A 10420-nucleotide genomic window follows, 5' to 3' on the forward strand; every position below is an offset into this window, starting at 1 on the left:
CGGACGCCAAGGACGTCGGCTTCGTCCCGCACACCGACTGGTACACCGGCTCCGCCGCCAACGCCGTCGCCCAGGGCGCCGGTTACCTCGCCGCGCACGCCGGCCCGGGCGGCCGTATCCACCTGCTCATGGAGCCGGACTGGGCGGGCCGCGCGGGCAGTTCGCCCCGGGAGAGCGCCGAGTGGATCCGCTACGAGTCCCTCGCCAACCTCCTCTTCGCCCCCTTCTCCACAACGGCCCTGTGCGCCTACGACACCCGCACCGCCGGCTCCGCCCTGGTCGAGGAGGCCCGCCGGGCCCACCCCGGTACGGGCCTGTACGAGGCCCCGCCCACCCTCGTGCGCGAACTGGACGCCGTACCCCTGCCGCCGCCGCCCGGCGACGCGACCTCGCTGCCGGTGGCGGACCTGTACGACGGCGTGCGCACCTGGGCGGCCGAGCACGGACTCCCGCCCGCCGACGCGGAGTTGTTCACCACGGCCGTCACGGAGGCGGAGACGGCCCTCGGCCCGGCGACCGGCGCCCTGCTGTGGGGACGGGCCCCGGCCTGCGTCTGCGAACTCCGCCTGCCGCGCGGCGTCACCGACCCGCTCGCCGGCTTCGTACCGCCGCCGACCGGGGACCTGGAGCCGGGGCAGGGACTGTGGTTCACCCGGCAGGTGTGCGCGTACGTGGACGTGCGCGACGGTGCGGAGGGGGCGACGGTCCGCATCCAGTACGCGTAGCCCGGACACAGGTAGGTACGGGTACGTACAGGTAGGGAATGGGGTAATCCTCCCCGTGTGGGGCGGTGCGCGGGGAGGCACCCTGAAGGGCATGCTGCAACCCTCCGGGAGACATTTTCCGGATCCCGACCCTCAGTACGCCGCGTACCCGCAGCCCCCCATACGGGCAGGCCACCTGAGTGTCGAGTACGAGCCGCTGCCCACGGCGGCCCGCGAGGCGCGCGCAGCGGTACGCCGGCAACTGGAGGAATGGGGGCTGGCGGAGCAGAGCGACGTGGCGGACGTCGCCGAACTCCTGGTCAGCGAGCTGGCCACCAACGCTCTGCGGCACGCCGCGAGCCGCTTCAGGCTCACCCTCTCCGCCTCGCACGGCGTGCTCCGCTGCGAGGTCGGCGACGCCGACCGCCGGGCCCCGCGCCTGATCGACGCGGGCGCCGGGGAGAGCGGCCGGGGAATGGCCCTGGTGAACGCCCTCGCCCGACGCTGGGGCTGCCACGAGGAGGGGCCGGGGAAGACGGTGTGGTTCGAACTCGGCACGTGCGGCGACGAGGGGTGCGGTTGGCGGGGGCTGTAGTGGCCAAGCGCGACACCGGCCGGGAAGCGGACGGCCCCCACGCCACTCGCGAGCGGCGTGGGGGCAACCCGTGGGGGGTCGGAATCGGCTCGGGTCGAGCCTTTCGGGAACAGGGTTCAGGGTCTACGGCAGCCCGTGCACATGCGCCCCCACCCCGTTCGACCAGGCGTTGCCGGACTTGGCGTCCCAGTTGGTGGACCAGGTCATCGCGCCGCGCAGGTCGGGGTAGGTCTTCGAGGGCTTGAAGGAGCCGCAGGAGGTGCCCCTGGTGAGGCAGTCCAGGGCGTTGTCGACGATCGTGGGGGAGACGTAGCCGCTGCCCGCCGCGCTGGTCGAGGCGGGCAGGCCGAGGCCCACCTGGGACGGGGACAGGCCGCCCTCCAGCTGGATGCAGGCCAGGGCGGTCAGGAAGTCGACCGAGCCCTGCGAGTACACCTTGCCGTCGCAGCCGAGCATCGAACCGCTGTTGTAGTACTGCATGTTGACGACCGTCAGGATGTCCTTCACGTTCAGGGCCGTCTGGAAGTACGTGTTCGACGTCGACTGCATGTCGATCGTCTGCGGCGCCATGGTGAGCACCAGCGACGAGCCCGCCTTGGCCGACAGCGCGCGCAGCGCCTGCGACATGTACGTCGCGTTCAGACCGTTCTCCAGGTCGATGTCGACGCCGTCGAAGCCGTACGTCTGCATCAGCGAGTAGACGGAGTTCGCGAAGTTCGTGGCCGACGTCGGGTCGCTCACCGACACCGTGCCGTTCTGCCCGCCGACCGAGACGATGACCTTCTTCCCGGCCGCCTGCTTCGCCCTGATGTCCGCCTTGAACTGGTCGACGGTGTAGCCGCCGAGCCCCGCCGAGTCCAGATTGAAGGTGACCGCGCCCGGGGTCGACGTGGCGTCCGCGAAGGCCACCGCGATGATGTCGTAGGCGGACGGGACGTCGGACAGCTTCTGTACCGTCGCGCCGTTGTTGAAGTTCTGCCAGTAGCCGGTGACCGCGTGCCGGGGCACGGCGCCGCCCCCGCCTCCGCCGCCCGATGCCGTCGTCGTCCCGGTCACGGCCGCCGACTTCGGGGACTCACCCGCCGAGTTGGTCGCGGTGACCTGGAAGGAGTACGACGTCGACGCCGCGAGGCCGGTGACGGTCGCGGACGTGCCGGTCACCGCCGTGACCTTCGTACCGTCGCGGTAGACGTTGTAGCCCGTCGCGCCCGAGACCGCGTTCCAGGCCAGCGAGACCGACGAGGACGTCGTGCCGGAGACGGCGAGGCCACCGGGAGCGCCCGGCACGGTCGGGGCCGGGTCGCCGCCCCCGCCGCCGTCGGGGCCGTACACCGACACGTCGTCGGCGTAGTACGCCGCCTGGCCGTACCAGCCGTGGGTGTAGACGCCGACCGAGGTCGTCGACGACCCCGTGGTGAACGTCGTCGACAGCTGCTTCCACGACGCCGAGTCGGGGGTCCAGGTCGACACGTCCGTGGTGCCCGTGCCCGTCACGCCCAGGAACGCGTAGCCGCCCTGCACCCACGCGCTCAGCGTGTACGTGGAGTTCGGCTTCACCGCCACCGTCTGGGTGCACTGGGCGGAGTCCTGCCCGGCCGGTGTCGCCTTCAGCGCGGCCGCGCCGGAGTGGACGGGGGAGGAGACCGTCGCGCCGCTGTTCGCGGAGCAGGTCCAGTTGCTCAGGGCCGACTCGAAGCCGGCGTTCTTGACGTTGTTCACGTCCGCTGCGGAGGCCGGGCCGGCGGAGATCCCCGCCGCCGTCACGGCCAGCGCCAGGGCCGCCACGGCCGACCAGGTTCGTGTGCGTGGTCTGAATCTGGGCATGACAACAAGTTGGTCCAGACCAATCCAGCTGTCAATAGGTCCAGACCAAATCGGAGGACGGTCGGATGCTCAACCTGTCCTGATTTGGCGGGGCTTGTGCGCAGACGGATCCCGAGCAGCTGCACAAACGCTGTTCTCCGGTCACAGAGGCGTGGATACAGTGCTGAGGTAGTCACGCAATGAAGTCGTCCCGGCCCATGGGAGTAACGCCGGTGGGCCGACGGGTGGGGAGAGCGGGGAGCTGCGCGTGCCAACTGCCATTGCCGTGACCAGTGCCGACATGGCGCTGCCAGTGCAGGACGAACGGACCATGCCCGCCGTGGTGCTGCGGGACCTCGACAAGCGGCCGCTGGAGCATGCGCTGGCCGAACTCCAGGCGCTCGTCGAGCAGCACGGACATGTGATCGTCCTGTGCTCGCAGGCCGTCCCGGCGGCGGTCACCCAGCGCCTCCACACCCTGCGCTCGCTCCTGGAGAGCGACCGCATCGCCCTGTTCCGGCCCGACCTGCCGCCCCTCGGACTCGCGGTCCTCGCCCGCCAGTTGCGGCAGCTCGCCTCCTGCGACCTCAGTCCGGGCGTGCTCGCCTCCGCCGGGCGACTGCTCGTCCACTACATCCACTCCGGCGCGGTCCTCGGCTCCGTCGCCCGGCTCGACCGCGTCCCGGTCGGACTCAAGGCGCACGCCAAGTCCTGGGTGCCGGGCAGCCAGTTCGCGGTCGTCGCGCACCCCGAGCCGCAGCTGGTCCGGGTCGGGCCCGGCGCCACCCTGGCCGGACCCGAGTTCAGCACCTGGATGCTCGTCGCCCGGGGGCAGCTGCAGTCCGACTGGCTCGCCTCGCTGGCCAAGTCCTGGAGCGCGCACGGCCTGCGCGAGACCCCGTTGCCGGCCGAGTCCCCGCAGTGGTGGGGGACGAGCCGGCTCATCGAGTTCTGCAGCTATCTCGCCGACCTCTCCGTGCTCTACCAACTGGTCACCTCGGTACGGCAGAGCACCTGCCACTGGTGCGGCATCGACGTCATCGGCGACCGCTGCGTCTTCTGCTCCGCGACCCCACCCGTCTACGAGCCCCCCGCACCCCGGGCCCTGGAACAACGCACGCCCGCCTGACCCGCCCCGTCCGACCGCACACTCCCCGACGATCCCGCACGACCGATTCCCCCAATGAGGTTGCACGGTTCATGAACTCCCGTCAGCGCCGCGGCGTGATACTCCTGATCCTGTCGGTCGTCTGCGCGCTCGGCGCCTTCGCCGGCGTCCTGTCCGTCATCGACGACGTGAAGTCCAAGGTCGGCCCCGAGGTCACCGCGTACCGGGTCAGGTCCGACGTGGCGCCGTACGCCACGCTGAACACCAGCCAGTTCGAGAAGATCGAGATGCCCGAGCGGTGGCTGTCGTCCAACGCGATCACCAGCCTGCGCGAGATCCAGGGCAAGATCGCCGTGACCACCCTGCGCAAGGGCTCGCTGCTGCAGTCCGACATGATCGTCGACCAGCCCGCGCTCCAGGCGGGCGAGCAGGAGGTCGCCATCATGATCGACGCGGCCACCGGCGTGGCCGGCAAGATCACCCCGGGCTCCCGCGTCAACGTCTACGCCACCTTCGAGGGCAGGAAACAGGGCGACCCGGACCAGTCCAAGATCATCGTGACCAACGCCCGGGTCCTCGACGTCGGCCGGCTCACCTCCCTGGAGCCCGACAGCAAGAGCCAGGACCGCCAGGGGCCCACCGACGCCGTCCCGATCACCTTCGCACTGTCCACCATCGACGCCCAGCGCATCACCTACGCCGAGTCGTTCGCCCAGCGGGTCCGGCTCGCGCTGGTCGCCCCCGGCAGCGAGACCACCGTCCCCGACAAGGACCGCACGTACGAACTCGCGACGGACAAGTGAGAGGCGGTCCGCATGCCCACCAGGATCCTCCCGGCCGTCTCGGACGCGGACGCCGTCCGCTCCGTGACGACCCTGCTCAGCCAGCTGCCGGACGCCGAACCGCTCGCCCCGGTCGTCGACTCCACCCAGCTGATCGACACCCTCGCCCGCCTCGCCGCCGAGTCCGTCGACGACCTTCCCGAGGTCGTCGTCGTCCATGAACGCATCGGCCCGGTCCCCGCCCTGGAGCTCATCCGCGAAGTCGCCCTGCGCTTCCCGGCCGTCGGCGTCATCCTCATCACCACCGACGTCAGCTCCGGCCTCTTCTCCGCCGCCATGGACTCCGGCGCCCGCGGACTGGTCGGGCTGCCCCTGAGCTACGAGGAGCTGGCCAGCCGCGTCCAGGCCGTCGCCCAGTGGTCCAACGGCGTACGACGCCATCTCGGCCACGGCGCCGACGTGTTCAGCGGCGTCGGCGGCACCGTCGTCACGGTCAGCGGCGCCAAGGGCGGCGTCGGCGCCACCCTCTGCGCCATCCAGCTGGCCCTCGCCGCCCAGGCCTCCGGCCGCGCCACCGCCCTGGTCGACATGGACCTCCAGACCGGCGACGTCGCCTCCTTCCTCGACGTCCAGTTCCGCCGCTCGGTCGCCGACCTCGCCGCCATCACCGACATCTCCCCGCGCGTCCTCGCCGACGCCGTCTTCCGTCACGAAACGGGCCTCGCCCTGCTGCTCGCGCCCGGCGACGGCGAACGCGGCGAGGAGGTCACCGACCGCGCCGCCCGCCAGATCATCAGCGCCCTGCGCTCCCGCTACGAGGTGGTCGTCGTCGACTGCGGCGCCCAGCTCGGCGGGGCGAGCGCGGCCGCCGTCGAGATGGCCGAGACGGCACTCCTGCTCACCACCCCGGACGTGGTCGCCGTACGCGCCGCCAAGCGCACGGTCCGGATGTGGGACCGGCTGCAGATCCGCAAGGCCGAGGAGACCACGGTGGTGGTCAACCGCCACTCGCGCGGTACGGAGATCCAGCCGCAGCTCGTCCAGCGCATCACCGGCACCGCGCTGGCCGGCACGGCCGTCCCCGCCAACTTCAAGGAACTCCAGGCGGTGGTGGACGCCGGACGCGTCCACGAACTCGACAGCAGGAGCACGGTGAAACAGGCCCTGTGGGCCCTCGCCGGGGAGCTCGGACTGGTGCGGGCGCCCGCGGGGGACCGGCGGGCCGGCCGGACGCGGGGCGACCGGGCGTCGGTGAGTCTGCGGCGCCGGAGGGAGGGCGGCGGGTGAAACGGCCCGAGGGAGACAAGGCGAAACGGCCGGGGGGTGACAAGGGGCAGGTCACCATCGAGTTCCTCGGCATGACGCCGTTGATCGTGCTGACGCTGGTGCTGATGTGGCAGTGCGTGCTCGTGGGGTACACCTTCACGCTCGCCGGGAATGCTGCGGACGAAGGGGTGCGGGCGGGGACGGCAGCGCCTCCGGGGGCGCGCTTGGACGTGTGCAAGCAAGCGGCGCTGAAGCATCTGTCCGGGGCGTGGAAGGGGGGTGCCGCGGTGCGGCACTGCGACGGGACCGGCTATGTGACCGCGGACGTCGACCTCAAGGTCCCGGTGCTCTTCCCCGGCTTCATCGACTTCCCCGTCACGGTGCACGGCCACGCCGGCGCCGTCGAGGAGGTGAAGCGCTGAGATGCCGTGCGAGCGCAAGTGGCGCGATGCCGGTCAAGTCGCCATCGAATACCTCGGCTTCATCCCGATCCTGCTGATCGTCGCCCTGGCCGGCATCCAGATCGGGGCGGTCGCCTACGCCGCCGAGCAGGCGGGGACGGCGGCCCGTGCGGGGGCGCGGGCCGCCTCGCTGCGGCAGGACGTGGGACAGGCGTGCGCGAACGCGGTCAGCGGCGGCATGAAGGTGGCCTGCGAGCCCTCGGAAGGGGACGACTCCGTCACCGTCACCGCCAGTGTCTCCATCCCGTCGCTCGTCCCCGGCTGGCCCTTCGACACCGCCCGCCAGACCGCCACCATGCCGCTCGACCACTGACCGAGGAGCGAGGAGCAGCCACCCATGAGCCTGCGGGCACGCATCAACTCCCCCGAGGAGCAGGGCAGCCGGGGCGAGGACGGCCATCTGGTCGCCTCGTACCGGGCCAAGCTCTTGGAGGAGATCGACCTCGCGGAGATGAGCTCGCTGGCCGCCGCCGAGCGTCGGGCCCGGCTGGAGCGGGTGCTCGGGCACATCATCAGCCGCGAGGGCCCGGTCCTGTCGACGGTCGAGCGTTCCCAGCTGATCCGCCGGGTGGTCGACGAGGCGCTGGGCCTCGGCATCCTGGAACCGCTGCTCGAAGACGCCTCCATCACGGAGATCATGGTGAACGGCCCGGACGCGATCTTCGTCGAGCGCGGCGGGCGGGTCGAACAGCTGCCGCTCCGCTTCGTCTCCCAGGACCAGCTGATGCAGACGATCGAGCGGATCGTCTCCACGGTCAACCGCCGCGTGGACGAGTCGAACCCGATGGTCGACGCGCGCCTCCCGTCCGGCGAGCGCGTCAACGTCATCATCCCGCCGCTGTCGCTGACCGGCCCCACCCTCACCATCCGCCGCTTCCCGCGCTCCTTCACCCTCCAGGAGCTGATCGGCTTCGGCTCGCTGGACGAGCACATGCTGTTCCTGCTCGCGGGCCTGGTGCAGGCGAAGTTCAACATCATCGTCTCCGGCGCCACCGGCACCGGGAAGACGACCCTGCTCAACGCCCTCTCCGGGCTGATCCCGGCGCACGAGCGGATCATCACCATCGAGGACTCCGCCGAACTCCAGCTCCAGCAGACGCACGTGGTCCGCCTGGAGTCCCGCCCGCCGAACGTGGAGGGCAAGGGCCAGGTCACCATCCGCGACCTGGTGCGCAACTCCCTGCGCATGCGCCCCGACCGCATCGTGGTCGGTGAGGTCCGCGGCGGCGAGTCCCTCGACATGCTGCAAGCCATGTCCACCGGCCACGACGGCTCCCTGGCCACCGTGCACGCCAACAGCGCCGAGGACGCGCTCACCCGACTGCAGACCCTCGCCTCGATGTCGGACGTCGAGGTCCCCTTCGTAGCCCTGCACGACCAGATCAACAGCGCCGTCGACGTCATCGTCCAGCTGACCCGCTTCGCCGACGGCGCCCGCCGCATCACCGAGATCGCCCTGCTCGACAGCCACGGCGGCGAGCCGTACCGGATCGCGACCGTGGCCCGCTTCCACGCGCGGCCCATGACCCACGACGGCCGTGTCCACGGCAGCTTCGAGTACTTCCCCCTCCCACGCCGCACCGCCGACCGCCTCTACATGGCGGGCCAGCCCCTACCCCAGGCCTTCGGCGTCGCCCTGAGCGCGGACCAGCTCGCCACCCGAGAAGCCAGGTAGGTAGGCCATCCCCATGGATCTCCACACCCTCGTCACCCTCACCTCCGGCGTCACGCTGCTGACCTGCGTCCTGGCCGTCGCCGGCGTGCACACCTACGCCTCGGGCCGGGCCCAGCGCGCCGCGCTCATCGGCCGCCTGTCGTACACCGGCCGGATCCCCGAGACCGGGCGGCGGCGCCGCTTCCGCAACCTCGACCGGCGGCTGCGCCGCACCCGGCTCGGCAGGAAACTGGAGCTGCGGCTGGTGGCGACGGGGCTGGACGTCACCCCGGGCGAGTTCTTCGTCTACATGCTCGCCGCGGTCGCCGCCCTCTGGCTCATCGGCCAGGCGGCACTGGCGCCCTTCTTCGGGCCGCTGGCCGGACTGCTGGGCATCGGGGCCGCCGTGCAGTTCCTCAACTGGCAGCGGCAAAAACGCATCGAGCGCTTCATCAACCAACTCCCCGAACTGGCCCGCATCCTGGCCAACGCCACCCAGGCCGGCCTCGCCCTGCGCACCGCGATCGGCATGGCGGCGGAGGAGCTGGAGGCCCCGGCGGGCGAGGAACTCTCCAAGGTCGCCGACCAGTTGGCGATCGGGCACTCGATGGACGACGCGCTCGGCGAACTCGCCGACCGTCTCCCGTCCCGCGAACTCGTCGTCCTGGTCACCACCCTCGTCCTGTCCAACAAGGCCGGCGGCCAGGTCGTCTCGGCCCTGCGCAACCTCACCGAGACGCTGGAGGAGCGCAAGGAGACCCGGCGCGAGATCCGCACCCAGCTCTCCCAGGTGACCATGACCTCGTACGCCGTTCCCGTCATGGGCATCGGCGTGCTCTTCCTCATGGACGGCGTCAAGGAGGGCGCCCTGGAGCGCATGACCGGCTCAGCGGTCGGCCAGGCCTGCGTGATCATCGCGTTCGCGCTCTACGCCATCGGCTTCGTCCTCATCCGCCGGATGAGCCGGATCGACGTCTGAGGGAGGGAGCGGACTCATGGCATTTCTGCTGGCACTGGTCATGGGCCTCGGCGTCTGGGGCGCCTTCGCCGGGATCCGCATGTACCGGGCGGACGCCAAACTGCCTGGCGACCTGGCGGTGGCCCTGGAGGTGGGAGCGACCCGCACCGGCGCGGTCGACTCCCTGATCGACCGCCTGGGCATGCGCTACGCGCCCACGGTCCTGCGCCTGATGGGCCCCAAGCAGGTCGCCAAGTACCGCCGCAGGATCGACCTCGCGGGCAACCCCGGCGGTCTGACCATAGACCGCTACGCGGCCCGCCGGGCGGTGTACGGGGCGCTGGGCGCCGTCGGCTTCCTGGTGATGCTGCCGCGCGGCCACTACTTCGTGGCGGTGCTGCTGCTGGCCTTCGGCGCGTTCTGGACGGAGGTCGGCATCTGGTCGGCGATCCGGGTCCGCAAGGACGTCATCGAGCGGACCCTGCCCGACTTCCTCGACGTCCTGGCGGTGGTGGTCAGCGCGGGCCTCGGCTTCCGCCAGGCCCTGGACCGCGTGGCCTCCCGGTACGAGGGTCCCTGGGCCGACGAACTCCGCATCACGCTGCGCCAGATGGACCTGGGCATGAGCCGCCGCCAGGCCTTCGCGGAGCTGCGCCGCCGCAACGACTCGGAGCAGGTCGCCATGTTCGTCACGGCGCTGCAGCAGGGCGAGGAACTGGGCGCGCCGATCGTCGACACGCTGGTGTCCCTCGCCAAGGACATGCGCCGTACGGACGCCCAGAACGCCCGCCGCAAGGCCGCCCGCGCGGTACCCCGGGCCACGCTGATGATCACGACGTTCATGGTCCCGGCGACGATGCTGCTGCTGGGCGCCGGCCTGCTGCTGGGCTCCGGGGTGGACTTCGGCTCGATCACGGGGAAGTAGGCGGGGGCGGCGACGGTGATGACGATGACGAGGGAAGGCACCGGGCGACGGTGGCGGCGGGGGAGGCCGGAAACGGTCCGTGCCGGGGCGGTGGGCGAAGCGCCCGCGCCCGCACGCACGCCGGAGGTCCCGTCCGCACGCACGCCGGAGGCGGCGTCCGCACG

Annotated in this window: 11 protein-coding genes; 10 read left to right on the forward strand and 1 reads right to left on the reverse strand. The window is 71.5% G+C overall.

Annotated elements, in window-relative coordinates; genetic code table 11:
• A partial coding sequence (locus IPZ69_RS44565) for an MEDS domain-containing protein (RefSeq protein WP_235460625.1) occupies positions 1 to 725 on the forward strand: 725 nt, incomplete at its 5' end.
• 91 nt (positions 726 to 816) lie between these two features.
• A complete protein-coding gene (locus tag IPZ69_RS44570; RefSeq protein WP_235460626.1) occupies positions 817 to 1299 on the forward strand; it encodes an ATP-binding protein in 483 nt (160 codons plus the stop codon).
• 123 nt (positions 1300 to 1422) lie between these two features.
• Here the strand turns inward: IPZ69_RS44570 and IPZ69_RS44575 are convergent, their stop codons facing one another.
• Positions 1423 to 3123: a chitinase gene (locus IPZ69_RS44575; RefSeq protein WP_235460627.1), complete on the reverse strand. Its 1701-nt coding sequence runs from the start codon at positions 3121 to 3123 to the stop codon at positions 1423 to 1425.
• 247 nt (positions 3124 to 3370) lie between these two features.
• Between IPZ69_RS44575 and IPZ69_RS44580 the strand changes: the two genes are divergently transcribed.
• From IPZ69_RS44580 to IPZ69_RS44615, 8 genes are all read left to right on the forward strand, one after another.
• Positions 3371 to 4231, forward strand: a complete 861-nt coding sequence (locus tag IPZ69_RS44580) for a hypothetical protein (protein WP_374296069.1) — start codon at positions 3371 to 3373, stop codon at positions 4229 to 4231.
• A gap of 71 nt (positions 4232 to 4302) precedes the next feature.
• A complete protein-coding gene (cpaB, locus tag IPZ69_RS44585; protein ID WP_235460628.1) occupies positions 4303 to 5013 on the forward strand; it encodes a Flp pilus assembly protein CpaB in 711 nt (236 codons plus the stop codon).
• Between the two features lie 12 nt (positions 5014 to 5025).
• The gene (locus tag IPZ69_RS44590) at positions 5026 to 6279 is read left to right on the forward strand and encodes an AAA family ATPase (RefSeq protein ID WP_235460629.1); all 1254 of its coding nucleotides are present in this window, start codon (positions 5026 to 5028) and stop codon (positions 6277 to 6279) included.
• Positions 6280 to 6350: 71 nt separating this feature from the next.
• Positions 6351 to 6680 (forward strand): pilus assembly protein, encoded by a 330-nt coding sequence (locus tag IPZ69_RS44595; RefSeq protein ID WP_235460635.1) that lies wholly within the window; start codon positions 6351 to 6353, stop codon positions 6678 to 6680.
• Position 6681: 1 nt separating this feature from the next.
• Positions 6682 to 7032 (forward strand): TadE/TadG family type IV pilus assembly protein, encoded by a 351-nt coding sequence (locus tag IPZ69_RS44600; protein WP_235460630.1) that lies wholly within the window; start codon positions 6682 to 6684, stop codon positions 7030 to 7032.
• 24 nt (positions 7033 to 7056) lie between these two features.
• Complete coding sequence (locus IPZ69_RS44605) at positions 7057 to 8394, forward strand: CpaF family protein (protein WP_235460631.1); 1338 nt, start codon at positions 7057 to 7059, stop codon at positions 8392 to 8394.
• A 13-nt stretch (positions 8395 to 8407) separates the two neighbouring features.
• Positions 8408 to 9352 carry a type II secretion system F family protein gene (locus tag IPZ69_RS44610; RefSeq protein ID WP_235460632.1) on the forward strand — a complete coding sequence of 315 codons (945 nt, stop codon included), beginning with the start codon at positions 8408 to 8410 and terminating at the stop codon, positions 9350 to 9352.
• 16 nt (positions 9353 to 9368) lie between these two features.
• Positions 9369 to 10256 carry a DUF5936 domain-containing protein gene (locus IPZ69_RS44615; RefSeq protein ID WP_235460633.1) on the forward strand — a complete coding sequence of 296 codons (888 nt, stop codon included), beginning with the start codon at positions 9369 to 9371 and terminating at the stop codon, positions 10254 to 10256.
• Positions 10257 to 10420 lie beyond the last annotated feature (164 nt).

Origin of the sequence: Streptomyces olivochromogenes, assembly GCF_021538895.1 — a bacterium.
GTDB lineage: Bacteria > Actinomycetota > Actinomycetes > Streptomycetales > Streptomycetaceae > Streptomyces > Streptomyces olivochromogenes_A.

Coding starts and splice junctions, on each gene's coding strand:
- IPZ69_RS44570 (WP_235460626.1), top strand. CDS start 817: ATGCTGCAACCCTCCGGGAGACATTTTCCGGATCCCGACCCTCAGTAC.
- IPZ69_RS44575 (WP_235460627.1), bottom strand. CDS start 3,123: ATGCCCAGATTCAGACCACGCACACGAACCTGGTCGGCCGTGGCGGCC.
- cpaB (WP_235460628.1), top strand. CDS start 4,303: ATGAACTCCCGTCAGCGCCGCGGCGTGATACTCCTGATCCTGTCGGTC.
- IPZ69_RS44590 (WP_235460629.1), top strand. CDS start 5,026: ATGCCCACCAGGATCCTCCCGGCCGTCTCGGACGCGGACGCCGTCCGC.
- IPZ69_RS44595 (WP_235460635.1), top strand. CDS start 6,351: ATGACGCCGTTGATCGTGCTGACGCTGGTGCTGATGTGGCAGTGCGTG.
- IPZ69_RS44600 (WP_235460630.1), top strand. CDS start 6,682: ATGCCGTGCGAGCGCAAGTGGCGCGATGCCGGTCAAGTCGCCATCGAA.
- IPZ69_RS44605 (WP_235460631.1), top strand. CDS start 7,057: ATGAGCCTGCGGGCACGCATCAACTCCCCCGAGGAGCAGGGCAGCCGG.
- IPZ69_RS44610 (WP_235460632.1), top strand. CDS start 8,408: ATGGATCTCCACACCCTCGTCACCCTCACCTCCGGCGTCACGCTGCTG.
- IPZ69_RS44615 (WP_235460633.1), top strand. CDS start 9,369: ATGGCATTTCTGCTGGCACTGGTCATGGGCCTCGGCGTCTGGGGCGCC.